Raw genomic sequence first — 25,017 nt, 5'->3', positions numbered from 1 at the left:
CCGCCCTCCTTGTCGCAGACGGCACCGCGTGACCGCTGTCTGCTGACGACACTAGATGTCGGACGTGTCGACATCGATGGAGCATTCGCCCGGCCTGGAGGCGATTGCGTGTACTTTCAACACATCGGGAGCCGTCGTCGGTGCTCCTAGACTCGGCAGGGCCGTTCGCCGTCTGAAGGAGGAGCCGACATGCCTTATACCGACACCGCAGACGTGCGGCTCTACTACGAGGTCTTCGGCGACGACGCCGACCCGGTGCTCGTGCTGATCTCGGGAGGAGGCGCCCAGCTGCTGAGCTGGGATGAGGAGTTCATCTCGCTCCTGACCGCCGGCGGCCTGCGCGTCGTGCGCTTCGACAACCGCGACACCGGCTTCTCGGAGCGCTTCGGCACCGAAGACGACATCGACGGCGGCTACGGCCTCGCCGACATGGGCGACGACGTCGTGCGCATCCTCGACGATCTCGGCGTCAAGTCCGCCCACCTCTCCGGCCACTCGATGGGCGGCATGATCGCCCAGATGGTGGCGATCGAGCACCCCGAGCGCATGCGCAGCCTGGGCCTGCTCTCCAGCATCCCGGGCCAGAATCCTGGCTACATCCTCCACGGCGAGCGTCCAGAGCTGCGCGAGGCGCCCGTGCGCATCACCCGCGAGCAGGCCGTCGCGTTCGCCGAAGCTGCCGTCCTGGCCTCGCCGGCGCGCAGATACGACCCGCAGGTCGCCTGGCATCGCGACCGCGCCGGCATCGCCTACGATCGCGGCTACGCGCCGGAGGGGTTCTCGCGGCAGTGGGCGGCGCTGCGTCGCGCACCGGAGCGCCTCGAGCGCCTGCGCGAGGTGACGGTGCCGACGCTGGTGCTGCACGGCCGAGACGACGATGTGCTGCACTGGAGCGCGGCCGTCGACATGGCGGAGGCGATCGACGGCGCGGAGCTTCAGGTGCAGCCCGACATGGGGCATCTGATCCCGCACGAGCTGTGGCCCGATCTCGCGCACGCGCTGCTGCGCACGGCGCAGCGCGCCGACGAGCGGATCGCGCAGCGCACCGAGAGCTGAGCGAGGCGGAGGAGACCGGATGCCAGACGAATCGACCGCGATCGCGGCCCTCCTCGACGCGGCCTTCGGCACGGATCTGGTCGGTCCGACCGCGGTCAGCGATGCGCTCGACGCCCTCGACGTGAGTCGGGACGAGGCGACCGGCCTCGCCGACCTGGTGCGTCGCTCACAGCTCGAGCTCTCGCGGCTGCGCCGCCGCGAGCACGAGCTAACGGCGCTGTTCTCGAGCGCGCGGGAGCTCGCCGAGCTGCGTGACAGCGACGCCGTGCTGGCGCGGCTCGTGCAGCGCGCCCACGAGATGATGAACGTCGACGTCGCCTACCTGTCGGAGTTCGACGTCGACACCCGCGAGCTGCGGGTGCGCGAGACGAGCGGTTCGGTCAGCGGGTCGTTCCGGTCGCTGCTGGTTCCGCCTGGGCGGGGCCTGGCGAGCGTCGTCGTCGAGACCAGGGCCGCGCAGTGGGTCGACGACTACTCGTCGTATGCGGCCGATCGGCACGACTCCGGCGTCGACGACGCCGTCGCCGCGGAGGGACTCGTCTCGCTGCTGGGGGTTCCGATGCTCACGAGCGACGACGTGCTCGGTGTGCTGTTCGTGGCGAACCGCGAGCGCAAGGCGTTCTCGCCCGATGAAGTCGCGCTGCTGTCGGGGCTCGCCGACCACGCGTCGATCATCCTGCAGACGACGCAGATGCTGCGGGAGCTCCGCGAGTCCGAGGCCGCCAGCCGCCGCGCGCTCGACCGTCTCACGGCCACGCTCGCCGAGCGCGACCGCGCCAACACCGTGCATCAGGACCTCGTGCAGGCCGTGCTCGCCGGCGGCGGATGGGCGTCGGTCGCCGAGACGCTGGCGACAGCCCTGCACCGCTCGGTCGCGATCCTCGACGCGAACGACCAGATCATCGCCGCGGCCGGTCTGCCGCTGGCACCCGGCATGCTCGAGATCGCCGAGCCCCTGCGCACCGCGCTGGCCGAGAGCAGGCGCTCCGGCCACTGCGTCATCACCGATCGGGACGGCGTGCACGCCATCGCGGCCCTCACCGCCGGAAAGCGGCACTTCGGCGCGATCCTGCTCGGCGAGGGCGCCTTCTCGTTCGGCGCCGTCGACCTGCGCACGGTCGAGCGCGCCGCGCAGGTGGGCGCACTCCTCGAACTCCAGCACGAAGCGGCATCCGGGGCCGATCAGCGCATCCGCAGCGAGCTGCTCGCCGACCTGCTCGACGACGTCCCCGAGCGCCGTGCCGACGTGGAGCGCCGGGCACGCCGGCTCGGCTTCGACGTGCGCGCCCTCGAGTCGCTGCTGGTGCTCGTCGTTCCCGCCGAGCACCAGGCTGCGGCCGCGCAGGTGCTCAGCCGTCAGCTCGACGAGCACGCCCTCGTGGGCGAATACCGCGGGTTCGTGATCGCGGCGCACACCCGCGAGAACGCGCAGGTCGAGCCCGAGAGCGTACGCGGCAGCCTGTCGAAGCTCGTCGGCGCGCCCGTGATCGCCGTCACTTCGCCGGCGGCGCCCGGCGGACTCGCCGGCTCGTTCCGCGCCACGATGCGCACCGCTCGCCTGGCGACGGCGCTCGGCGTCGCCGACACGACCGTGCGCGTCGAGGACTTCCTGCCCTACTCCGCGATCCTCGACACCGACGCGCAGGGGCTGACCGCGTTCCTCGACGAGACGATCGGCCCCGTGCGCCGCTACGACAGCGAGCGCAACGCCGACCTGCTGGGAACGCTCCGCGCGTTCGTGCGCAACGGCGGCAGTCCGACCCGCACGGCGCGCGCCCTCAACTTCCACACCAACACGATCCTGCAGCGGCTCGAGCGCCTCGACCACGTGCTGGGCGCCTCGTGGCGCGACGATGAGCGCTTCTTCCGGCTCGGCATCGCGGTGCGCCTCGACGAGCTGCGTGCGCGGCTCCAGCCCGACGACTGACCAATGGGTGAAGGACCCATGGCGGCGGCGCTCCGCTGTGGCGCGAACCCGTGCTGCCGCCACCTCGCATGGTCTACCGTCGAAGCATGCTGTCCACGGACTTTCGCGCCCTCGGGCTGGACGACGTGCGTTCGACGCTGGGCGACCCGACGGATGCGGCGATCCAGAAGATCACCGATCACCTCGACGACAACTGCCTGACCTTCCTGGCCCACTCCCCGTTCTGCACCCTCGCGACCTCCGATGCGCAGGGCAACTGCGACAGCTCTCCTCGAGGCGACTATCCGGGCTTCATCCGGCCGCTCGACGAGCGCACCCTGGCGATCCCCGACCGCCTCGGCAACAAGATCGCCGACTCGATGCGCAACATCATCGACAACGGGCACGTCGGACTGCTGTGCTTCGTGCCGGGCATGACCGAGACGCTGCGCATCAACGGCACCGCCTTCATCACCGACGACCCGACGCTGCGGTCGATGCTCGAGCAGGACCACGTGCAGCCCGACCTCGCGATCGTGATCCGCACCGAGCAGGTCTACCTCCACTGCGGACGAGCGCTGCTGCGCGCGGGGCTGTGGGACCCCGAGATGCAGGACCTCGCCGCCGAGGTGCCCAGCTCCGGCCAGATCTGGGCGAGCATGTCGGGCTGGGACTCCTCCGTCGGCGACGTCATCGACGGCGCGATGGTCGACGCGTACCGGGCGCTCTACTGAATGGCGAGCCGCGCAGGGATGATGCCGCTCGTCGTGCGCGAGCTGCGACGTGAGACCCCGTCGATCGTCAGCATCCGCCTCGAAGACGCGCAGGGCGCTCCGCTGCCGAGGTGGGAGGCCGGATCGCACCTGGACATCCAGCTGATCACGCGCCAGGAGCGCCAGTACTCGCTGTGCGGCGACCCCGACGACGAGCGCGGCTACCGCATCGCCGTGAAGCTCGAGCCGCTCTCGCGCGGCGGATCGCACTACATCCACCGCTTCCTCCGCGTCGGCAGCACGGTGTGGGCGAGGCCTCCTCGCAACCACTTCGCCCTGCAGGACGCGCCGTCGTACCTGCTGCTCGCGGTCGGCATCGGCATCACGCCGATCCTGTCGATGGCCAGGCACCTGGAGGCCGCGGGCGCCGACTGGCGCATGCTCTATCTGGCGCGCACAGAAGACGACGTGGCGTTCCGCTCCGAGATCGATGCGCTGGGTTCGCGTGCCCGCGTGCACCTCAGCGCCGTCGACGGACGGATCGATCTCGATGAGCTCACGGCGGGCCTGGCCGAGGGCACCGAGGTGTACACGTGCGGCCCGCAGGGATTCATCGACGCGCTCATCGAGCTGCGCGACCGCCGCCCCGAATTGAGCATCAACCTCGAGCGATTCGAGCCCATCGCTCGCGAGTACCGCCCCGACGAGGAGTTCGAGGTGTACTGCAGCGGCTCCGACCTCGTCGTCACGGTGCCGGCCGACCGGTCGATGCTCCAGGCGCTCCAGGGCGCGGGGGTCGCCGTGTCCGGATCGTGCCTCCGCGGGATCTGCGGGTCGTGCGCGCTGCAGGTGCTCGACGGCATGCCCGAGCATCGCGACTCGCTCAACACCGACGACTCCTCGACGACCGTCTATCCGTGCGTGTCGAGGTCGCTCTCGCCTCGGCTCACCGTCGACGCCTGAGCCGACCGCATCCGCTCACGAGGTCGCCGACGGGAACACCGGCGGCCGGCGCTGCGCGAACGCCGCGAGGCCCTCGCGCGCGTCCGCGCTCGCGAACGCCTCCTGCCCGATCTGCGCCTCGCGCCGGAACGCCTCGTCGTAGGGCAGGTCGGCGAGCTCTCGGACGGCGCGCGTGATCACCGACAGGGCCACACGGCTCTTGCCGAGCAGCTCCTCGGCGATCCCGTGCGCCGTGGACTCGAGCTCCTCCGGCGCGACGACCCGGGTGACCAGCCCGTAGCGCAGCGCGGTGTCGGCGTCGATGCGGGTGCCGCGCAGCATGAGGTCCATCGCGAACGCATAGGGGATCTGCCGCACCAGGCGCACCAGCGTGCCGCCGGCGGGGACCACCCCGACGCCCGTCTCGGGAAGGGCGAAGGATGCCGCAGACGACGCGACCCGGATGTCGGTCGACAGCAGGATCTCGAACCCGCCGCCCAGGCACAGTCCGTTGACGGCGGCGATGACCGGCTTGTCCAGACGCGAATGCTTCTGGTGTGCGCCGTCCCACTCGCTGATGTCGAACCGCCCCTCACCGAGGGCGGGAATGGACTCCTGCAGGTCGGCTCCCACGCAGAAGGCCCGGTCGCCGGCGCCGGTGAGGATGGCGACGCCGATGCGCGGGTCGTCGCGCACTTCGTCGAAGGCGGCGCCGAGCTCCTGATACATCGACAGCGTGAGGGCGTTGAGCTTGTCGGGTCGGTCGATCGTGATGACGGCGAGCGCGCCGTCGCGCTCGAGGCCGATCCTGCCCATCAGATGGTTCCGCTCTCGCTGAGGGCGGCGATCTCGTCGTCGCCGAGCCCGACGAATCCGCGGAGGATCTCGGCCGAGTGCTCTCCCATGTCGGGGGCGAGGCCCCTGGCCCTGGGAGGAGTGCGATCGAGCTTGACGGGCGAGCCGAACGTGCGCAGCGAGCCGTAGCCGGCGTAGTCCGCGTCGACGATCATGTCGCGGGCGGCGATCTGCGGGTCGGCGACCACTTCGCCGATGTCCTTCACGGCGCTCAGGGGCACGAGATCGCCGGCGAGCTGCTCGAGCTCCGCCTTCGTGCGATCGGCGAACCACCGATCGACCATCGGCTTGACGCGCGTGCGGTACACGTCCTCGTCGAACCGCACGGCCATCTTCTGCAGATCGGGGTGGGCGTCGTACTCCCCCGGCTCGCCGAAGATCTCGCACGAGATCTTCCAGAACTTGTCGGTGTATCCGCCGAAGAACACGAACCCGTCCGCGCAGGCGAACAGTTCATAAGGTCGGACGAACGGATGCTGATTGCCCAGCGGCTGCGGGATCGTGCCGTCGGTCGTGTACGACACGACGGCGTTCTCGGTGAGGGTCAGCACCGAGTCCTGCTGGGAGATGTCGACCAGCTGCCCCTCGCCGGTGTGCTCGGCGTGCCGCAGCGCCGCCAGCACCCCGATGACGCCGTACAGGCTCGCGCCCAGGTCGCCGATGATGGTCCCCACGCGGATGGGCGGCCCCCCGGCGGGGCCGTTCATCGACCAGAGCCCGCCGGTGGCCTGCGCGCTGTTGTCGTACGCGGGCCGGCCGCGATACGGGCCGTGCTGACCGTAGCCGCTGAGCGCCGCGTAGACGAGGCGGGGGTTGACCTCGCGCAGCCGGTCGTAGCCGACCCCGAGCCGCTCCATCGTTCCCGGTCGGAAGTTCTCGACGAGCACGTCGGCCTTCTCGACGAGGCGCTCGAGCGTGCGCCGCCCATCGGGGTGGCGCATGTTGAGAGTGAGACCGAGCTTGTTGCGGTTGTACTGCGCGAAGAAGCCGCTGAGCTCCGGCGCCCCCTCGCGCTCGAGCAGGGGCGGGAACGTGCGGGTGTAGTCGGGGTCGTCGGGGTGCTCGACCTTGATGACGGTCGCCCCCAGATCCGCGAGGATCATCGAGCAGTAGGGCCCCGCCACGACGCGGGTGACGTCGACGACGACGACCCCCGCCAGAGCGCCCGGCCGCACATCGAGACTGCCGAGGCTCTCGAGCCAGGTGCGGGTCTGCTCATCGATCATCGCTGCATCCTTCTTCTGCCGGATCTCCTGATCACGATGATCGCACCCCCGAAAGTGCCCCCAGGACGGGGTCTGGAACCATAATCCCGTCCTGGCAGTGGTGATTCACCACATATCGGATTCGGATACGCCTCACTAGCGTTCGATGCACATCGTGGCCGCGGACACCCAGCACCCGCTGCACGATGCCGTGAAGCGCAACTCCCACCGCCCGGCAGGTACGCGTGCCGGCTGATCGAAAAGGCAGTCGAATGAGGAGATCCATCAGCGTCATCGCACTGGCGGTCGCCGCCGCCCTGGCCGTCACAGGGTGTGCTGCGAGCACCGACGACGCGGCCCCGGCCGGTGACAGCACTCTGTACGTGCTCACCAGCGACACCGAGCTGACGTTCGACCCGGCGACCAACGTCAACTTCCCCACGACCTGGATGGGGCTCATCGGCCGCCGCCTGACCACGTGGTCGACGGAGTCGGGAACCGTCGAGGTCGTCCCCGACCTCGCGACCGACACCGGCACCGCCAGCGACGACGGTGAGACCTGGACCTACACGCTCAAAGACGACATCTACTTCGAAGACGGCACGCCGATCACCTCGGCCGACATCAAGTACGGCGTCGAGCGCACCTTCGCCCCCGAGCTCACCGGCGGCCTGACCTACCACCAGGGTCTGCTGGAGGGCGGCGCCGACTACACCGGCCCCTTCGACGGCGACGAGCTCGCCTCGATCGAGACCCCCGACGACAAGACGATCGTCTTCCACCTCAACAGCGCGTTCGGCGACTGGCCGTGGATCGTGGCGATGAACGCGTTCGTCCCCGTCCCCGAGGGCGAGGGCACCGACGTCGCGACCTACGGCGTGACGCCGGTCGCCTCGGGCCCCTACCGCGTCGAGTCCAACGACGCGGGCAGCGAGACGGTGCTCGTGCGCAACGAGAAGTGGGACCAGGCCACCGACGAGGCGCGCACCGCCGAGCCCGACAAGATCGTGTTCCGGCAGAGCCAGAACCCCTCGACGGTCGCCCAGACGCTCATCTCCGACACCGGCGACGCCCAGACCTCGATCAACGCGGCCCAGCTCGGCGGCGCGGAGCTCTCGCTCGCCCACGCCGACCCGGCGGCCGAGGAGCGCCTGGTCACCTCGGACGGCGGCCTTCTCTACTACGCGGCACTGAACAACGACAGCCCCACCCTCAGCGACCCGCTCGTGCGTCAGGCCGTGCAGTACGCGGTCGACCGCGACGCGCTCGTACTCGCGGTGGGCGGAGCGGATGCGGCTGCCCCGGCGTCGACGGTGATCCCCCCCGGTGTCCCCGGTCACGAGGAGTTCGACCTCTACCCGCACGATGTCGACAAGGCGAAGCAGCTGCTCGCGCAGGCCGGCCACCCCGACGGCATCACCCTGAACCTGTGGGTCGCCAACGAGGACACCGCCGCGGCCGAAGCGCTCCAGCAGAGCCTCGCCGAGGCCGACATCACGGTCGAGATCACGCCGCTGGACATCGGCGTGATGTACGGCGACGCGATGGGCGGCAACCCCGACTACGACATGTTCCTGTCGTACTGGATCCCCGACTACCCGAGCGCGAACAGCAGCATCAGCCTGCTCTTCCTCTCGCAGTACATCGACGGCGGCTACAACCTGTCCCGCACAGACGACGCCGATCTCGACGCCGCCATCAACGAGGCGATCGCGACGACCGACCTCGACGAGGCGACCGCGAAGTGGTCGGCGATCGACCGGCAGGTCATGGGGCTCGCCTCCGAACTGCCGCTCTACGTGACGCGCAACTCCTTCCTGCGCGGCAGCGGGATCGCGACGTTCGAGGTGCCGGCCTACCCGTCGTTCCCGAACTACCTCACCCTGTCGTTCAACGGATGACCGATCTCGGGCGCGCCGACGCCGTTCTCACGGTGAGCGGTCTGCGGATCGCCTTCGGCGGGCGCGGGCGCTCGGCATCCGCGCCGGCGCCCGCCGTCGACGACGTGTCGTTCGATCTGCGAGCGGGGAGCGTGCTCGCGCTGGTCGGCGAGTCCGGCTCGGGCAAGAGCGCCACGGCGATGTCGATCCTGGGGCTCGTGCCACCCACGGCCTCGATCTCGGGGAGCGTGACCCTCGAGGGCAGGGAACTCCTCCACGCGGATGCGGCGCAGCTGCGTCGCATCCGCGGGAGCCGCATCGGCACGATCTTCCAAGAGCCGATGAGCGCCTTCACTCCGGCCTACCGGGTGGGCTGGCAGATCGCCGAGGCCATCACGGCGCATAGGCGCCGGCTGGGGCGCCGCGCGGTGCAGGAGCGCGTGATCGAACTGCTCGCGTCGGTCGGGTTGCCCGATCCGGCCCGCATCGCGCGCTCCTTCCCGCACGAGCTGTCGGGCGGTCAGCTGCAGCGGGCGATGATCGCCATGGCGATCTCGTGCGACCCCGTCGTGCTGATCGCCGACGAGCCGACCACTGCTCTCGATGTCACGGTGCAGGCCGGCATCCTCGAGCTGCTGCGCACGCTGCGCGACGAGCGCGGCGTGGGCGTGCTGCTGATCACCCACGACATGGGCGTCGTCGCCGACCTCGCCGACGACGTCGTCGTGCTGCGCACGGGGCGCGTGGTCGAGACCGGCCCTGTGGAGCGGATCTTCGCGTCTCCCGAGCACGAGTACACGCGGGAGCTCCTCGCCGCCGTTCCCCAGCTCGATCGCCTCCGCTCTGCGGCGACCGTGTCGGCCGACTATGTGGCCCCTGCGACCGAGATCGCCGCCGAGGCGCGCGAGGTGACGATCGCCTACCCGGGTCGCGGCTGGCGGGCCCCCGACGCGGTGGCCGTTCAGAACGTCAGCATCCGCATCCCCCGCGGCAGCACCTACGGACTGGTGGGCGAATCCGGCTCGGGCAAGTCGACGCTCGGCCGCGCCTTCGCGGGCCTGCTGCCCCTGCGCGCCGGGTCGGTCCGCCTCGACGACGTCGACCTGTCGACCGCCTCGTCTGGGCGACTGCGCGACCTCCGGCGCAAGATCGGCTACGTCTTCCAAGACCCCGCTTCGTCGATCAATCCGCGCTCGATCGTCTCCGACGCCATCACCGAGCCGCTGCGGCTGCACACCGATGCCTCCGCGGATCAGCGCCGCGCCCGCGCGCTCGAACTGCTCGACGCGGTGCGGCTGCCCTCCGCCGTGATCGACCGCTTCCCGCACGAGCTGTCGGGCGGGCAGCGCCAGCGGGTCGCGATCGCCCGTGCCGTGGCGCTGAACCCCACCCTGCTCATCGCCGACGAGCCCACCAGCGCCCTCGACGTCTCGGTGCAGGCGCGCGTGCTCGAGCTGCTCGCTCAGCTGCAGCGCGACCTCGGCTTCGCGTGCCTGTTCATCAGCCACGACCTCGCGGTGGTCAAAGAGCTCGCCGACGAGGTGGGGGTGATGAGGCGGGGCGCGCTGGTCGAGACCGGACCCAGCAGCCGTGTGCTCACCTCGCCGGAGCACGCCTACACGCGCCGCCTGCTGGCGGCCGCCCCCGTGGCCGAGCCCAGGGAGCAGGCGGTGCGCCGCGCGCACTGGCTGGGCCTCGAGGCGGACCAGGAGGCGGCATGACCACGACCGGCGCTGTGCAGGAGGACGTCGCCGTCCCCGGGCGCAAGACCCGCCTGCGGGTGCTGGCGGGCACACTGCTGCGCGACCCGTGGGCGGTCGCCGCGGCGGTGGTGATCGTCGTCTTCGTGCTGTGCGCCGTCTTCGCCGACGCGCTCACCGGGATCACCGGCAACGATCCGTACACCTACCACCAGGAGCTGCTCGACGATCGCGGCCAGCCGATCGGGTTCGGCGGCGGCATCAGCGCCGACCACTGGTTCGGCGTCGAGCCGCTCACGGGGCGCGACCTGTTCTCGATCGTCGTCTACGGCGCGCGCATCTCACTGTTCGTCGGCATCTCGGCGACCGTGCTGGCCGTTCTGCTGGGCACGATCGTCGGAGTGACGTCGGGCTTCTTCGGCGGCTGGTACGACCGCGTCGCCAGCCGCGTCGTCGACGTCATGTTCGGCTTTCCGACGCTCGTGTTCCTCATCGCGCTGATGGCGGTGATCCCCTCCGACGTGCCGCGGCTGCCGTTCATCGCGCTCATCATCGCGCTGTTCACCTGGCCGGGGATCTCGCGGATCGTCCGTGGGCAGGCGCTCGCTCTGCGCGAGCGCAACTTCGTCGTCGCCTCCCGCGCGATGGGCGCTCGGCCGTGGCGCATCGCGCTCGCGCAGGTGCTCCCGAACGTCGCCACGACGATCGTGGTGGTCGCCTCGATCATCATCCCGGCGATGATCGCGACCGAGGCTGCGCTGTCGTTCCTCGGCGTCGGGGTCACACCGCCCACGCCTTCGTGGGGGCGCACGATCAGCGAGGCCATCCTGTGGGTGCGCACGAGCCCCATGTACCTCGTCTTCCCCGCCGCCGCGCTGTTCCTGGTCACACTCGCCTTCAACGTCTTCGGCGACAGTCTCAGGGACGCCCTCGACCCGAGGTCACGCCGATGAGACTCGCCCGCTACGTCGCCTTCCGGCTCGCCGGCATCCTTCTCGTGCTGCTGGCGATCGCCGTCGTGACCTTCGCCGTCTTCTACCTGCTGCCCTCTGACCCGGCGCGACTCGCGTGCGGCCGGCCGTGCTCGGCCGACAACCTCGAGCAGATCAGGGCCTACATGGGAGTCGACCAGCCCTGGTTCGTGCAGCTCGGCGCGTTTCTGAAGGGGATCGTGTTCGGGCGCTCCTTCGGCACGGTCACGTGCGAGGCGCCCTGCTTCGGGTATTCGTTCATGCGTCACGCCACCGTGACCGACCTGATCGGCGCGCGGTTCCCCGCGACCGCGTCGATCGCCGTCGGCGGCGCCGTGCTCTTTCTCGTGCTCGGCGTGCTGGGGGGGCTGCTCGCCGCCCTCAAGCGCGGTTCGGTGTTCGATCGGGGCGTCATGACGTTCTCGATCGCGGGGGTCTCGACTCCCGTCTACCTCGCCGGGGTGCTCGCCATCCTCGTGTTCGGGTTCTGGCTGCGCTGGCTCCCCGTGTCGAACTACGTGCCGTTCGAAGACTCGCCGGCGGAGTGGTTCCGCCATCTCGTGCTGCCCTGGATCACGATCGCCTTCGTCTCTGCCGCGGTGTACGCGCGGCTGACCAGGGGCGAGATGCTCGAGGTCATGGGGCAGGACTACATCCGCACGGCGCGTGCCAAGGGCCTCTCCGAGACGAGGGTCGTCGGCCGGCACGGCCTGCGCACGGCGCTCCTCCCGGTGATCACGGTGTTCGGACTGGATCTCGGGGTGCTCCTGGGCGGCGCCGTCATCGTCGAGAAGGTGTTCGCGATCCCCGGCATGGGCTCGCTGCTGCTGGAAGCGGTGACCTTCGTCGACGTGCAGCTGATCGTCGGGCTGACGCTCTTCTCGGCGTTCCTCATCGTCTTCCTCAACTTCGTGGTCGACCTGGTCTACGGCCTCGTGGACCCGAGGGTGCGCGTGGCCTGAGAGAGTGTGAAGCGACCCCCACCAGGAGGAATCGGATGCCGTACCTGACCATCGACGACCGAACGATCTACCACGAGGTCGCAGGCTCTGGTGAGCCGCTCGTGCTGCTGCACGGCGGCTACTGCTCGCTCGAGGTGATGCGCGAGCTCGGCGACGAGCTGTCTCACCGCTTCCAGGTCTTCGCGCCCGAGCGCACGGGGCACGGCCGCACGCCCGACCGCGACGGCGGATACACCTACGCCGGGATGGCCGACGAGACGGTCGCCTACCTCGATGCCCTCGGCATCGAGTCGGCTCATGTCGTGGGCTTCAGCGACGGCGCCGTCGCGGGTCTGCTGGTGGCCAGGGACCACCCCGAACGCGTGCGCACGCTCATCGCGATCAGCGGCAACCTCAGCACCGACGCCTACGTCGCAGACGACTACCCGCACGTCGTCGTCACGCCCGAGGCGCACGCCGCCGTGCGGCGCGAGTTCGACGAGCTCTCGCCCGACGGCCCCGAGCACTGGGAGGTCGTGGACGCCAAGCTCAGCGCCCTGTGGCAGGTCGAGCCCGACGTGCCCGCCGCGTCACTGGCCGCGATCGACGCCCCCACGCTGGTGCTGGGCGGCGAGCACGACGCGATCCGCCACGATCACCTGGAACTGGTGGCCGACAGCATCCCCCGCGCGTCCCTGGCGATCGTGCCGGAGACGACGCACATGCTCGTGCGCGAGCGGCCGCGAGAGGTCGCCGTGCACGTCATCGACTTCATCGCCTCCGCCTGAGAGGCGGCCCTCAGGGCTGCGAGTCCTGCGGCGGGCCGAACAGCAGCACGAGCTCGGCCGGAGCCTCGGTCTCGTTGGCGACGCCATGCGGCAGCCCCGCGGGTGCGTACACGGCGTCTCCCGCCGCCAGCACGTGGCGCTCGTCGCCGAGCGTGACGACCACCTCGCCGGAGGTGACGAGGTACAGCTCGTCGGAGCTCTGCTCCGAGCAGCTGCCCTCGTCGCCCTCGAGGTGGAAGTGCTCGCCCTCGGAGGCCCCCGGCTCGAGGTGGTACAGCATCACGTTCGGCCCCAGCCGCGACGACGCGCGGAAGTACCACTCGATCTGCACCTGGCCGGCGCCTCCGTACAGCGCCCAGTCGTAGTGCTCGCCGCCGCGGCGCTGCACGAGCGGCCGCTCGGTCGGATCGACCTTCTGCTGCGCACCGTGGTGATCTCCCATGGGGCTCCCTTCGTCGAGCGCTCGGGTCTCAGCCGATGTGCGACGACGCCTGCGCCAGGGCGTCGGGGGCGAATTCGGCCGAGAAGTGCGACAGGTCGTCGGTGGACTCGCCGTCGAGGGCGAGTTCGGCGAGCACTCGGCCGATCGCCGGCGTGAACTTGAACCCGTGCCCCGCGGCGAGGCCGACGATGACGTCCGGATGCTGCGACAGCGGCCCCAGTGCGAACCGGCGGTCGGGGGTCAGCGCGTACTGGCAGGTGACGGTGCGCAGCGCCCGACCGCTGTCGGGGATCGTGCGCCCCATGAACTCGGTGAGCTCCTGGAGGAGCTCCGGCGACGGCTCGAAGGTGCGCTCGGCCGGCGTCATGAGGTTCTCCGACACGTCCCGCGCCGCCTTGATCGTCGGCTCGCCGTAGGTCGGGAAGCCGTAGAAGCAGTGCTCGTCCTCCCAGATCCACACCGGGAAGCGGTCGCGGTCGTACAGCTCGGGCCGCTCCGGCTTGAAGTAGGTCACCTGCTCCTGCATCACCACGAGCGGGATCTCGGCGCCCAGCGGCGCCAGGAGGGTGTTGGCCCACGCATCCGCCGCGACGATCACCTTGCGCGCCCGCACCTGGCCGAAGGGCGTGTGCAGGACGACGCCCTGCGCGTCGGGCACGAGCCGCTCGACCGGCGTGCGCTCGCGCAGCTCCGCCCCGCGGGCGCGGGCGTGCATCTGCAGAGCGGCGACCGACCGAGAGGCGTGGACGATGCCCGAGTCGGCCGTGTAGACCGTCTCGACGCCGTCGGGGATGCGGAACTGTGGCCAGCGCCTGGCCACCTCGACGGGATCGAGCAGCTCGTAGGGGACCTCGGTCTCGGACAGGCTCGTGGCGAAGTCGGCCGCCGCGAAGGGTCCGTCGGTGGGGAGGAAGACGAGACCGCCGGTGCGCGTCGTGAACCGCTCGCCGGCGACCTGCTCGAAGTCGGCCCAGTCCCGGTAGGCGGACTGGGCGAGGCGCACGTACTGCGGTGCGCCGTAGGACGTGCGGATGATCCGCGAGGTGTCGTGCGACGCTCCGCGCACGTGGCCGAGTTCGTACTGCTCGAAGGCGACGACCTTCGCGCCCCGCCGGGCGAGCTGGTAGGTGGCGGCGCTGCCGAGCGCGCCGAGGCCGACGACGGCGACGTCGAATGTCTCCATGGGGTGGGTCACTTCTCCTGGATCTGGGGGTGGGGGTCAGAGGACTTTGGCGAGGAACGAGCGGGTGCGCTCGCGCTGCGGATCGTCGATCACCTGGGCGGGAGGTCCCGTCTCGACGACGACGCCGGCGTCCATGAAGGTGACCGTGTCGGCGACCTCCTTGGCGAAGCCGATCTCATGGGTGACGACGATCATCGTCATCCCGTCGGCCGCGAGGTCGCGCATGACGTCGAGCACCTCGCCGACGAGCTCGGGGTCGAGGGCCGACGTGGGCTCGTCGAAGAGCATGAGCTTCGGCCGCATGTTCAGGGCGCGGGCGATCGCGACCCGCTGCTGCTGCCCGCCGGAGAGCGAGCGGGGGTAGGCGCCCGCCTTGTCGGCGAGCCCCACTCGCTCGAGCAGTCGGATCGCCCGCTCCGAGGCATCCTTCGTCTTCTCCCTGCGCACCTGCACGGGGGCCTCGATGAGGTTCTCGAGCACCGTCATGTGCGGGAAGAGGTTGAAGTGCTGGAACACCATGCCGATCTCGCTGCGGCGCTGGGCGATCTCGTGATCGCGCAGCTCGTAGAGGCGATCGTTCTGCCGCCGGTAGCCGACGAGTTCGCCGTCGACCGCGATGCTGCCGCCGTTGATCTTCTCGAGGTGGTTGATGCACCTCAGGAACGTGCTCTTGCCCGAGCCCGACGGGCCGAGCAGGCACATGACCTCGCCCGAGCGCACCGTCATGTCGACGCCGCGCACCACGTGGTTGCTTCCGAAGCGCTTGTGCACGTCGCGCGCCTCGACCATCACCGCAGCGGTCATCGGGTGCCTCCTTCGGTGGGGATCGGGGCCGTGACCGGCGCGGGCTCCGGCGTGTGGTGACGAGGCACGAGCCCCGCCACCCACTCCGCGAAGTAGGAGCGCTCGCGGGCGCGGTCGCCTCGCTTGAAGCGACGCTCGATGAAGTACTGGCCGACGCTGAGGATCGAGGTCACGATGAGGTACCAGAGGCTCGCGGTGATGAGGAGGGGGATCACGTCGAAGTTGCGGGAGTAGATGACCTGCACCGCGAACAGCAGGTCGGGGATCGCGATGACGCTGACCAGCGCCGTGGTCTTGAGCATCGAGATCGTCTCGTTGCCGGTGGGCGGGATGATCACGCGCATCGCCTGCGGGAGCACGATGCGTCGGAAGACCTGTCCCTTGCGCATGCCCAGCGCCTCGGCGGCATCGGTCTGCCCGGGGTCGACCGAGAGCAGCCCTGCGCGCACGATCTCGGACATGTAGGCGCCCTCGTTGAGGCCCAGGCCCAGGATCGCCGCCAGGAACGGGGTGATGATCGCGTTCGTGTCGTACTCGGCGAAGGTCGGCCCGAAGAACGGGATGCCGATGCCGAGCGTGGGGTACAGCGCCGCGAGGTTGAACCAGAAGATCAGCTGCACGAGCAGCGGCGTGCCTCGGAAGAACCAGACGTAGCCGGAGGCCGCGCCCGACACGACGATGTTGCGCGACTGCCGTCCGACGGCGAGCACGACGCCGAGGACGACGCCGATCACCATCGCGATGACGGTCAGCAGCAGTGTCATGCCGAGGCCGCTGACGATGCGCCCGTCGAGGAAGTAGCCGAAGACCGTCGGCCACTCGAAGTTGGGGTTCGTCGCGACCGACTGCACGAGGATCGCCAGGAGCAGGAGGATGACCACGGTGGCCACCCACTGCCCCCAGCGACGGACGGGGACCACCGTGGTGGGGGCCGCCTCCGAGGAGGCCCCCACCACGGTTTCACGCATCATCGTCTGACTCAAAGCTCTGACTGCGACGGCTCGGTGTAGATGACGGGCTCGTCGATCGCGCCGGCCTCGACGCCGAAGCGCTCGAGGTTGGCGAGGTAGTCGCCCGTCTCCATGAGGTGCAGCAGCGCCGCATGGATCGCCGGGGTCAGCTCCGAGCCCTTGGGGAAGGCGAGAGCCCACGGCGACGGCTCGAAGTTGATGTCGAGCGCCTCGAGCGCACCGTCGGACTGCTGTGCCTGATAGACGGCGGGCGGAAGGGCGCTGACGGTCGCCTCGACGCGGTGCGAGCTCAGCGCGAGCACGGCGTCGGCGGCAGCCGGGAACGTCGAGATCTCGATGGGGTCGCCCGCCGCCGTGCACTCCTCGTTCCAGATCGGGAGCGTCACGGTCTCTTCGGTCGAGCCCTTGAGCACACCCACGACGTGACCGCACAGGGTGTCGAGCGACAGGCCCAGCGGGTTGCCGCCTTCGACGAGCAGCGTCGTACCGCCCTGGAAGTCGCTGACGAAGTCGACGGTCTCGAGGCGCTCGGCGGTGACGCCGAGGGCCGCCGCGGCCATGTCGACTCGCCCGGACTCGAGGGCAGGGAACAGGGCGTCGAACTTCACGTCTTCGAACACGATGTCGACGCCGAGCACCTCTCCGATCAGGCGCACCTCCTCGGGCTGCGAGCCCGAGAGCGTCACGCCGTCTTCTGCGAGGTCGAGGATCGGCGGGTATCCGGGTCCGCTCGCGACCACGATCTCGGTGACTCCCTCCGGCAGCAGCGCGGCGGCATCCTCGTCGAACAGCGCGCTGGCGGCGGCGGTCTCGGAGTCGTCGGGGGCGGCGGCGGCCGAGCAGCCGACGGCGGCGAAGCCGATGGCCGCGACCGACACGAATGCGGCGAGACGCCGCAGGCGAATGGGGGACTTTCTCATGGCACTCCTTGGCAATGGGTGGGGCGACTGACCGGTGCACGCGGGGTTCTGACTCGAGTGCGGCCCATCGTAGGAGCGGCCTGTTTCGGGGCTGGTTGCGGCCCACTGGACTGCAATCTCACCGCGTCAGGTTTCCAGAATTGCGCTAACGTGTGGCACCTATGAGCCACATCACGGCCGCCCTGCGCGTGCTCGACGAGGTCGCCTCGAGGTCCGATCCGACAGCGCCGATCACGGTCGGCGAGCTCGCCCGCAGCCTCGGCATCACCCTCAGCACGGCCTCGCGACTCTGCTCCGAGCTGACCTCGCGCGGGCTGCTCGCCCGCGCGGAGCCCTATGGCGCCTACCGCATCGGCGAGAGCGCCGTGGGCCTGTCCGGCGCGGCCGCGTCACCGTTCGCGCACGCCGTGCGCTTCGCCCTGACACTCGTCGGTCAGCAGACGGGAGAGGCGGCGTTCCTCGCCGTGCCGACCGGCGGAGCCCTCCGCATCGTCGCGTCGGTCGAAGCGATCTGGACGCTGCACTCCCCCGCCGAGGTGAGCGAGGCCATCGTCGACGCCGACAGCGCCTCGCTGCGGGCGGCAGCCGCATCCGACGACCGCTCCGAAGGCCCTCGCCTGTACGAATCGACCGCGGGCGAGAGCCTCGAGGTAGCCACCCCCGTCCGTGCACACGACGGCGAGTGCATCGCGGTCGTCGGGGTGAGGTTCCCGGCACATCGGGCGGCGACGGCGGCCAGGGCCCAGCGCGCGGTCACCGTCGCCGCCCGTCACATCGAACGTGCGCTCGAGGACTGGCTGCTGGTGCCCGCCGGTCGCCCGCCGCTGCCGCCCGCGCCGGCGGACCGCCCGACCTCGCTCGACGGGGCGCTTCGGATACTGCGGCATCTCGCCGCCGGCTCCGACACGGTCGCCGGGATCGCCAAGGCGACGGGGCTGCGCTCGGCCACCGCGACCCGGCTGATCGACTCCTGCCGCCGGGCGGGCTTCGTGATCGCGGGCGCCGAACAGGGGCACCTGCAGCTGTCGTGGCGCATGCACGGCTGGCATCGCAGCACGAGGATCCCCACCCTCACGGCGGAGGGGCGCGAGAGGGTCGCCGCGGTCGCCGTGCGCACAGCCACGTGCGGCTTCGTCACGGTGCTGAAGGGCATGCGCAGCTTCACGATCATCGAGGAGCTCGAGATGGTGAGCGAGGGCCTCGCGATGATCCCCTGGCGCGGCCGCTCGCATCCCATCGTCGGCTCGGACGGCGGACCGACCATGCTCATGGACTTCAGCCCGGAAGAGCTCAGACAGCTCTTCCCCTCGCGGCACACCGAGCGCGACCTCCGGCGCCTCGTCGATCGCGCCAAGCGCGTGCGGCGCGAGGGCCTGCTGGCCATGGAGGCCTTCGACGACGGGGGGATGCTGTCGGTCTCGGCTCCCGTGCGCGACGCGAGCGGAACGGTGTGCGCCGCCGCGTGCCTGGTCGCGACGATGGATTACGCGTCTGCGCACCTCGAGCAGATCAGCCGCGAGACGGTCCGGCTGGCCGACGACCTCTCGCGCCTGCTGCAGTCGGGCGCGGCGGGCTGACCTGCGAGGTGTCGCCCCACTCAGCCGGCCGTCACCTCACGGGCAGACCCGCACCCGGCGCCCGTCGTGCTCCACGACGTCGCCGATCTGCAGCTGTCGGCCGCGGCGGCGATCGACCTCGCCGTTGACGGTCACATAGCCGTCGATGATCGCCTCTTTCACGTCGCCGCCCGAATCGAGCAGCCCGGCGAACTTCATGAACTGCCCGAGGCGGATGCCGTCGCCGCCGATCGGCACGTCGACGGGGGGCGGGGTGGTCATGACCGGAATGCTACCGGCCCGCACCTCAGACCTGATCGCGGATGCCCCGCACGAAGGCCTCGACGTTCTCGCGCAGCATGTCGATGCGGCGCTGGCGGGCAGCATCCACGTCGAATCCGAGGTAGGCGGTCTTGGGCGTCCGCCGCGCGTTGACATTGCACTCGAACCGCTCGCAGACGAGGGTGCCGACGACGTCGCCGCGGCGCCCGGCGGCGCCCGCGCGCTTCGCGCTGAACATGACGACGGCGTTGGGCAGCTCGACATCGGCGCACCACACGCACTGCGTGCGGCCGGTCGGCCGTGCCTCGGTCTGCCGCAGGATGACGCCCGTCGGCACGCCGTCGATCTCGACGACGACGTACCCGACGAGCGGCAGCTTGGCGTCGCGCCACCCGAGGAAGTCGCGCTTCTCCCAATCGAGCTCGCCGAGGTCGGCGGGCAGGGCGACGCTCTTCTGCTCGCTCTTGGAGGCATTGATGAAGCTGGTGCGGATCTCGGATTCGCTGAGGGGACGCATGATGTCGCTTTCGTGAGAGCGGATGCCGCAGGCCAAACGCGCGGTCGGGCATCCGGTCTTCGAGCCTACGCTCGCCGCGTGCTCCGGCCGCTGTCGGCCGCGGCGGCTAGGGTGGCGGCCATGGCATCGCCCCGATCACGCAAGGCAGCGGGGCCGCAGGCTCCGCTGTTCGACTTCGACGACGGCGTGCTCGATGACCTCCCGCCGGGCGACGAGGAGGCTCTCGACGACGGCCCGTTGGACGGGGTCGCCTATCGCGATCTGGTGCGCGGCGACTGGGTGATCCGCGCCGGCGACGTCATCGACGGATGCCGCTTTGACGGCGTGCGCGCGAGCGCGTGGACGATCCGCGGAGCGCGCCTCGCCGAGACGTCGATCAGGCGGGCCGACATCCCGGTCGTCTCGGCGGCACGCAGCGACGCCCGCGACCTGATCGTCTCGGACAGCCGGCTGGGTTCGGTCGACGCGTTCGACGCGTCGTGGCGGTGCGTGCGGTTCGTGCGCTGCCGGCTCGGGTTCCTGAACCTGCGAGGGGCGAGCCTGACCGACGTCGCCTTCGACGATTGCACGATCGACGAGCTCGACCTGCTCGATGCGAAGGCGCATCGGGTCGCGTTCACCTCGACGACCCTCGGCTCGCTCACCGTCGCGGGCGCGACCCTGACCGACGTCGATCTGCGCGGCGCCGAGATCCGCGAGATCGTGGGCCTCGCGGGGCTGCGCGGCGCCACGATCTCCGACGATCAGCTGCGGCAGATGGCGCCGGCGTTCGCCGATCTCGCCGGCATCGAGGTGCTCTGAGCACGGGCTGCACAGACCCTGCCCAGCCGCACCCGCTACGGTGGGCGGCGGGTGCTCGATCGAGACCCCCGGACGACGGATCAGTACCCGGTGAGCGACAAGACTGGCCAGGAGCACAGTCATGTCATGGGTCATCCTCGTTCTCTCCGGCATCCTCGAAGCGGTCTGGGCGACCGCCCTCGGCAAGTCCGAGGGGTTCACCAAGCTCGGCCCGAGCGTCGTCTTCGGCGTCGCGCTGATCGCGAGCATGGGCGGGCTCGCGTGGGCGATGCGCGACATCTCCACCGGCACCGCCTACGCCGTGTGGGTCGGCATCGGCGCGGCGCTGACCGTCGCCTACGCGATGATCACCGGCGCAGAGCCGTTCTCGATCGTGCGGATGCTGCTCATCCTGGGTCTCGTCGGCTGCGTCGTGGGGCTCAAGCTCGTCGGCCACGAGTGATCGCCCACTCGCGCTCGAGGATCGCGTAGTGGCCGGTGTCGGTCCACTCGCCCTTCAGCCACATGTGCTCGATGAACCGCCCTTCGTGCCGCATCCCGAGCGCTTCGCACAGCGCGACCGAGGCGTCGTTGCGCGGATCGAGCTCGGCGTACACGCGGTGCAGTCCGAGCTCGCCGAAGGCGAGGTCGAGCAGCAGCCCCGCCGCCTCGCGCGCGTATCCGCGACCGCGGGCGCCCGGCAGCAAAATCCAGCCGATCTCCGCCGTCGAGTCGGGTGCGCCGGCCTTCAGTTCGAAGTACATCGTTCCGCAGAACCGGCCGTCGGCGTCGCGGATCACCGGCTGCAGATAGTCGCCGGGGTTCTCGAGGCGGGTGGCGGCAGCATCCCGCCGCAGTACGTCGGCCACCTGCGCGCGCGACCGCGGCTCATAGAGCAGGTAGCGGCACACCTCGGGGTCGGACTGCATGGCGAACAGCGGCTCGAGATCGTCGTCGCGCAGCAGGTCGAGGCGCACGCGCTCGCCCTGCAGCGGGCGGAAGTCCCACGGGAAGCCCATGGGCGACCATTCTGCCGGAAGGTCTCGCGCGCCTGTCCGTCGCAACGATGACGCGGGCGTAGCCGGCCAGGGTCACGGCGACGTCGACTCGGCAGGTCGAGCTCCGTCTGGCCAGGCGGCCAAGCACACTTTGTTGCCCGACCGGTCGGCCAAGATCCACGAGCTGGGTGCTTCGGATTCGTCGACGATCCGACCTCCCGCGGCCACGGCTTCTGCCAGGCATTTCTCGATGTGACCCTGGGGCAGTGAGACGTCGATGTGCATGGCATGGCGGAGCGGCCTGGACGGGTCGAGCTCCTGCATCCACACGGTGGACCCCTGCCCAAGCGGGTCGATGCAGTTGTCTTCATGCAGCGGTGCGTAGCCGAGGACCGCGCACCAGAACGGCAGGTCGACCGCCTCGGGCTGTGCCGCGATCGCCAGCTGGATCTCCTGCGCCATGCTCGCGTCGGCGACCGCGTCATGGTCACGGGCAGCGGCAGAGATCGCACGCGCCACATCTATATGAGAGCGCTCGGTGCCCCACATCTCACGGGTCAGCTTCACGGTCAGGCGATCCGACGTCAGGGTGAGCAGCGTGCGCGGCCCCAGCCCGGGTATCTCCGACACCGCAGCGGCAAGCCGCGCAGCTTCCGTGAGCGATCGGACGACGAAGACCGCCGTTGGACCGCCGTGCAGGATCACCCAGTCAGCGACACCGTCGGCCGCGAGGAACGACTGCCACCCGTCTTGGCTCATGGGCCACACCCTACGCACGCCACCGTGCACTGAGTAGATCACTCGGGAGGCGATCCTTATCCGGGCATTGCACGAGACGAGCAGCCGCGAGCGTCATTGGGACCCAAGTGGTCGTCCTGCTTGTCGCGGGCGGATTTTCTAGTCCAAGGCGGATAAAGCTCGCTTCGCGACGATGCCGAGCGCTGTCACGAGTACCCCAAGGCGCGCCCAGTCCCAGGCTGACCGGGCGTACCGGCGCGCGCTCGCCTGTAGCGAAGGAGGCTCGGTCACCCACGGGTCACGTCGGTTCTCCTCTGCAAACCACTCCCGCTTGCGCTCACGGTGCGACCATTTGACCAGCTCGGTGGCGATCAGCAGACCGTGGCGTGTGACAGCCTTTCGATCGGCGTTCAACTGTTGGATCTGCACCTGTCGGGCGACCCATGTGGCTATTGCGTGGTCCTTCGCCGGGAGTTGGGCATACAGCCGAGGAATCAGAAGTGCGTACTCAAGGCCGCTTGGCGCCCACAGGTCGGAGAGCGGCGCACGGGCTGCGCTTCGCGTAGCACGGTCGACTGTGTCGAGAACGCTGCGAACGATCTGCTCCCGCTGCTTTCGCGCATCCGCTGCCCATCGGCGGATATAGTCCACGGCGAACAGTGCGACGGTAACGAACAGGGTAACTCCGGTTGTCACGAAGCCGATCGTGGTGGTGTCCATGCGCCGACCTTATGGCCAGACCACGACACCGCTCGACACGGATGACCAGCCGTTGGTCGCCCGGCCGTTTGCGCCGCGGGGCAAGTAGCTGCGTGTCCAGGCATAACTGAGTGGTCGCTCGCGAGCCTTTGTGCCGTGCCCCTCCTCAGGTGGATGGGATCGGTCCGAACGCTGAGTCGCGTCGCGGGTGCATCGTGTCAAGACGGCGCTCCACGCTGCCCAGCGCATCGAACGTTAGCGAGATCGCAAGCAGAGTCGCTGCCTGCGTCCATTGCATCGATGCCGATAGACGCGCGTTCATCACGCCGTGGTCGGACTCTCCGAGTACCTCGATGGCGGAGTACCTGGTCGCCCGGCTCGCCGATGGATGACTGAGCCCGCTGATGATCCGCCACACGCTGGCGGCGTAGTTCCCCGGGATCTCTCCCGCACCCCCGACCGCGCGAATGATCGTCGCGTACCCGGGCAGGCCTTGATTCACGCGACTCCACGAGATCCCTTGCTCGCCACAGAGCTCGCGAATCAGCCGCCGAGCCTTCGTGTCGCCCTCCTTGAACGATTCGTCGCCACGCTTGAGCACAGACGTGTCCATCCCGCCGAACAGTGCAGCGGACTTCATCGCTTCTTCGTGGAGCGCGCGATCCTCATTGAGGTCCGCGACGCGGGCGCTGAATGAGCGTCGAAGGCGTTCCGCTTGATCTGTCGGCTCCGAGATCCATTTCGCAAGTGCCGACGCTTCGATCACGGACCGGATCACCGGATAGTGGCCGTACATGGGCACGGCCATCTCGCCGTCGCGGAGCAATATGTCGCGAACAACGCGAAGATTATCGGCCGACATACCGAGAAAGGTCTGGAGTTGATGGCTGACCTGCAACCAGCGGGAGACCGAGTCGTCCGCTCCCAGCTGTGACCAGGGAGCTGGGGTACGCGCACTGACTGTCGCGTGTCGCTCCAGAACGGTATCGACATAGTTCAGTCGGTGATGGAGGGCGCCGGCGATCTGAAGCTCGTCTTCGTCGGAGATCGTCTGTTTTATCGCTCGCACGCCCTCCACTCTTGCATCGACGTCGGACAACGCGGTGAGCGGCCCGGTTCGTGCGTTGCAGTCCGGATGCGCGGACGCCGACAGACATGGGAGCCTGACCCGGTTGCATCTTCGAACCGCTTGCGGGCACTGCGCTAATAGCGGGCCAGTTCGCACACACCGAGGAGGCCGGACGAAAGCTGCTCGTGCACGAGTCCCTCAGCGCGACTCTAGGGCGGTGCATCACAGACCGCTCGATGACCGGTCCGCCACGAGGGCCGACTCGCGCAAGCAGAGTCGGTGTCGGAGGCGGTCGCTAGCATGTGCTCATGGCACAGTGCACGGCTCCGATCCGGGGGCATATCCGTGGCGGCGGTGCGGACTGCCCAGTTCATGGTGGGCGCTACGGGCGATACGGCGGATACCGGGATCCCTACTACGAGCGCCCGGCCCACACGCCCCCACCTCCTCGAGTCGAGCCGGCAGTCGCTCCTGCACCCAAGCAATTCCCCAGCTTTAGCCGGTCGTCGGGCGGATCGAATCGAAGCAACAGCGGCGGAAGTGGCCGTCGACGCACGAGCACATTAAGTCGCACCCGGCGCGCGGCGGTTACCTACTCGGTTCGCGAGTATCAGACCCTCAACCCGGTGCGCGAGCAGGTCGTGCGTGTTGCCGACGCCACGACCGGCCAGCGCGACCTCTTCCTCTGCCACGCGTGGCACGACCGTCAGGGCGCGGCGCTGGAGCTGCACAATTTGCTGACTGGGCTCGACGTCACGGTCTGGTTCAGCGAGATGGACGTGCCCTTGGGTACGTCGCTTATCCGAAAGATCGACAAGGGGCTGGCGAGCTCCCGCGCGGGAATCGTGCTGGTGACGCCTGCGCTGTTCCAGAGCCTCAACAGTGACGGCATCGCCTCCCAGGAGCTGTCGGCCCTACTCGCGACCGACCGCGTAATCCCGATCGTGCACGGCACTACATTCGAGGAACTCCGCAAGGTCAGCCCTCTGCTCGCCGCCCGATCAGGACTGACGACTTCGGACTACGGCTCGCTTGACGACGTGGCCACGAAGATCGCGGACACAGTCCTGCTAGACGACGACCAGCTCTTCTAGGGCGTTG

26 protein-coding genes and 1 riboswitch are annotated in these 25,017 nt (G+C 69.7%); of the genes, 13 read left to right on the top strand and 13 right to left on the bottom strand.

Annotation, left to right across the window (positions count from 1 at the left end; genetic code table 11):
* Window positions 1-189: 189 nt before the first annotated feature.
* The 4 genes from OAW74_RS09195 (at window position 190) to OAW74_RS09180 (ending at window position 4,638) form a co-directional block, all read left to right on the top strand.
* Window positions 190-1,056, top strand: a complete 867-nt coding sequence (locus tag OAW74_RS09195; RefSeq protein ID WP_262874062.1) for an alpha/beta fold hydrolase — start codon at window positions 190-192, stop codon at window positions 1,054-1,056.
* 19 nt (window positions 1,057-1,075) lie between these two features.
* Window positions 1,076-2,983 (top strand): helix-turn-helix domain-containing protein, encoded by a 1,908-nt coding sequence (locus OAW74_RS09190; protein ID WP_262874061.1) that lies wholly within the window; start codon window positions 1,076-1,078, stop codon window positions 2,981-2,983.
* 86 nt (window positions 2,984-3,069) lie between these two features.
* Complete coding sequence (locus tag OAW74_RS09185; RefSeq protein ID WP_262874060.1) at window positions 3,070-3,696, top strand: MSMEG_1061 family FMN-dependent PPOX-type flavoprotein; 627 nt, start codon at window positions 3,070-3,072, stop codon at window positions 3,694-3,696.
* A gap of 18 nt (window positions 3,697-3,714) precedes the next feature.
* A complete protein-coding gene (locus OAW74_RS09180) occupies window positions 3,715-4,638 on the top strand; it encodes a PDR/VanB family oxidoreductase (RefSeq protein ID WP_262874059.1) in 924 nt (307 codons plus the stop codon).
* Between the two features lie 15 nt (window positions 4,639-4,653).
* Here OAW74_RS09180 and OAW74_RS09175 read toward each other — a convergent pair whose 3' ends face one another.
* Window positions 4,654-5,433 (bottom strand): enoyl-CoA hydratase/isomerase family protein, encoded by a 780-nt coding sequence (locus tag OAW74_RS09175; RefSeq protein WP_262874058.1) that lies wholly within the window; start codon window positions 5,431-5,433, stop codon window positions 4,654-4,656.
* Window positions 5,433-6,698: a CaiB/BaiF CoA transferase family protein gene (locus OAW74_RS09170; protein ID WP_262874057.1), complete on the bottom strand. Its 1,266-nt coding sequence runs from the start codon at window positions 6,696-6,698 to the stop codon at window positions 5,433-5,435. Before OAW74_RS09170 ends, OAW74_RS09175 begins: the two co-directional genes overlap by 1 nt.
* 251 nt (window positions 6,699-6,949) lie before the next feature.
* Here OAW74_RS09170 and OAW74_RS09165 point away from each other — a divergent pair, with 251 nt between their 5' ends.
* The 5 genes from OAW74_RS09165 to OAW74_RS09145 are packed head-to-tail and all read left to right on the top strand — an operon-like array spanning window position 6,950 to window position 12,957.
* Window positions 6,950-8,578 carry an ABC transporter substrate-binding protein gene (locus tag OAW74_RS09165; RefSeq protein WP_262874056.1) on the top strand — a complete coding sequence of 543 codons (1,629 nt, stop codon included), beginning with the start codon at window positions 6,950-6,952 and terminating at the stop codon, window positions 8,576-8,578.
* Window positions 8,575-10,278 (top strand): dipeptide ABC transporter ATP-binding protein, encoded by a 1,704-nt coding sequence (locus OAW74_RS09160; protein WP_262874055.1) that lies wholly within the window; start codon window positions 8,575-8,577, stop codon window positions 10,276-10,278. The genes OAW74_RS09165 and OAW74_RS09160 overlap by 4 nt, the downstream gene beginning before the upstream one ends.
* Window positions 10,275-11,210, top strand: coding sequence for an ABC transporter permease (locus tag OAW74_RS09155; RefSeq protein WP_262874054.1), 936 nt, complete (start codon window positions 10,275-10,277; stop codon window positions 11,208-11,210). The genes OAW74_RS09160 and OAW74_RS09155 overlap by 4 nt, the downstream gene beginning before the upstream one ends.
* A complete protein-coding gene (locus OAW74_RS09150) occupies window positions 11,207-12,190 on the top strand; it encodes an ABC transporter permease (protein ID WP_262874053.1) in 984 nt (327 codons plus the stop codon). The genes OAW74_RS09155 and OAW74_RS09150 overlap by 4 nt, the downstream gene beginning before the upstream one ends.
* A 35-nt stretch (window positions 12,191-12,225) precedes the next feature.
* Window positions 12,226-12,957 (top strand): alpha/beta fold hydrolase, encoded by a 732-nt coding sequence (locus tag OAW74_RS09145; protein ID WP_262874052.1) that lies wholly within the window; start codon window positions 12,226-12,228, stop codon window positions 12,955-12,957.
* A 10-nt stretch (window positions 12,958-12,967) separates the two neighbouring features.
* On the opposite strand, the gene OAW74_RS09140 is transcribed toward OAW74_RS09145, so the two are convergent.
* Genes OAW74_RS09140 through OAW74_RS09120 form a run of 5 tightly spaced genes read right to left on the bottom strand, consistent with a single transcriptional unit; the run spans window position 12,968 to window position 17,277 of the window.
* Window positions 12,968-13,399: a cupin domain-containing protein gene (locus OAW74_RS09140; protein WP_262874051.1), complete on the bottom strand. Its 432-nt coding sequence runs from the start codon at window positions 13,397-13,399 to the stop codon at window positions 12,968-12,970.
* A gap of 28 nt (window positions 13,400-13,427) precedes the next feature.
* A complete protein-coding gene (solA, locus tag OAW74_RS09135) occupies window positions 13,428-14,582 on the bottom strand; it encodes an N-methyl-L-tryptophan oxidase (RefSeq protein ID WP_262874050.1) in 1,155 nt (384 codons plus the stop codon).
* A gap of 36 nt (window positions 14,583-14,618) precedes the next feature.
* Window positions 14,619-15,386, bottom strand: a complete 768-nt coding sequence (locus OAW74_RS09130; RefSeq protein ID WP_316250214.1) for an amino acid ABC transporter ATP-binding protein — start codon at window positions 15,384-15,386, stop codon at window positions 14,619-14,621.
* Window positions 15,383-16,357 (bottom strand): amino acid ABC transporter permease, encoded by a 975-nt coding sequence (locus OAW74_RS09125; RefSeq protein ID WP_262874049.1) that lies wholly within the window; start codon window positions 16,355-16,357, stop codon window positions 15,383-15,385. Before OAW74_RS09125 ends, OAW74_RS09130 begins: the two co-directional genes overlap by 4 nt.
* 8 nt (window positions 16,358-16,365) lie before the next feature.
* Window positions 16,366-17,277: an ABC transporter substrate-binding protein gene (locus tag OAW74_RS09120; RefSeq protein ID WP_262874048.1), complete on the bottom strand. Its 912-nt coding sequence runs from the start codon at window positions 17,275-17,277 to the stop codon at window positions 16,366-16,368.
* A 161-nt stretch (window positions 17,278-17,438) separates the two neighbouring features.
* On the opposite strand from OAW74_RS09120, the gene OAW74_RS09115 reads away from it, so the two are divergent.
* Complete coding sequence (locus OAW74_RS09115) at window positions 17,439-18,854, top strand: MarR family transcriptional regulator (RefSeq protein ID WP_262874047.1); 1,416 nt, start codon at window positions 17,439-17,441, stop codon at window positions 18,852-18,854.
* A 36-nt stretch (window positions 18,855-18,890) separates the two neighbouring features.
* On the opposite strand, the gene OAW74_RS09110 is transcribed toward OAW74_RS09115, so the two are convergent.
* Complete coding sequence (locus OAW74_RS09110) at window positions 18,891-19,115, bottom strand: RNA-binding S4 domain-containing protein (RefSeq protein ID WP_262874046.1); 225 nt, start codon at window positions 19,113-19,115, stop codon at window positions 18,891-18,893.
* A gap of 25 nt (window positions 19,116-19,140) precedes the next feature.
* On the bottom strand, window positions 19,141-19,632 hold the full coding sequence (locus OAW74_RS09105) for an FBP domain-containing protein (protein ID WP_262874045.1): 492 nt from the start codon (window positions 19,630-19,632) through the stop codon (window positions 19,141-19,143).
* 120 nt (window positions 19,633-19,752) lie between these two features.
* On the opposite strand from OAW74_RS09105, the gene OAW74_RS09100 reads away from it, so the two are divergent.
* Together OAW74_RS09100 and OAW74_RS09095 are read left to right on the top strand one after the other, a co-directional pair.
* Window positions 19,753-20,433 (top strand): pentapeptide repeat-containing protein, encoded by a 681-nt coding sequence (locus OAW74_RS09100; protein WP_262874044.1) that lies wholly within the window; start codon window positions 19,753-19,755, stop codon window positions 20,431-20,433.
* A 48-nt stretch (window positions 20,434-20,481) separates the two neighbouring features.
* Window positions 20,482-20,545: riboswitch (guanidine-III (ykkC-III) riboswitch) on the top strand.
* Window positions 20,546-20,554: 9 nt separating this feature from the next.
* A complete protein-coding gene (locus OAW74_RS09095; RefSeq protein ID WP_262874043.1) occupies window positions 20,555-20,875 on the top strand; it encodes a DMT family transporter in 321 nt (106 codons plus the stop codon).
* Here OAW74_RS09095 and OAW74_RS09090 read toward each other — a convergent pair.
* From OAW74_RS09090 to OAW74_RS09075, 4 genes are all read right to left on the bottom strand, one after another.
* Window positions 20,853-21,431: a GNAT family N-acetyltransferase gene (locus OAW74_RS09090; RefSeq protein WP_262874042.1), complete on the bottom strand. Its 579-nt coding sequence runs from the start codon at window positions 21,429-21,431 to the stop codon at window positions 20,853-20,855. The two genes, OAW74_RS09095 and OAW74_RS09090, sit on opposite strands and share 23 nt — an antisense overlap.
* 72 nt (window positions 21,432-21,503) lie before the next feature.
* On the bottom strand, window positions 21,504-22,169 hold the full coding sequence (locus OAW74_RS09085; protein WP_262874041.1) for a VOC family protein: 666 nt from the start codon (window positions 22,167-22,169) through the stop codon (window positions 21,504-21,506).
* Between the two features lie 138 nt (window positions 22,170-22,307).
* Entirely contained in the window at window positions 22,308-22,868 is a 561-nt protein-coding gene (locus OAW74_RS09080; RefSeq protein WP_262874040.1) for a hypothetical protein, read from the bottom strand.
* A gap of 145 nt (window positions 22,869-23,013) precedes the next feature.
* Window positions 23,014-23,946 (bottom strand): hypothetical protein, encoded by a 933-nt coding sequence (locus OAW74_RS09075; RefSeq protein WP_262874039.1) that lies wholly within the window; start codon window positions 23,944-23,946, stop codon window positions 23,014-23,016.
* 596 nt (window positions 23,947-24,542) lie between these two features.
* On the opposite strand from OAW74_RS09075, the gene OAW74_RS09070 reads away from it, so the two are divergent.
* Window positions 24,543-25,010, top strand: a complete 468-nt coding sequence (locus tag OAW74_RS09070) for a toll/interleukin-1 receptor domain-containing protein (protein ID WP_262874038.1) — start codon at window positions 24,543-24,545, stop codon at window positions 25,008-25,010.
* Window positions 25,011-25,017 lie beyond the last annotated feature (7 nt).

The sequence above is a fragment of the Microbacterium fluvii genome (genome assembly GCF_025515205.1).
Lineage (GTDB): Bacteria > Actinomycetota > Actinomycetes > Actinomycetales > Microbacteriaceae > Microbacterium > Microbacterium fluvii.
Note: the sequence above shows the minus strand (reverse complement) of the source record. Positions and strands in the feature narration are given on the sequence as shown.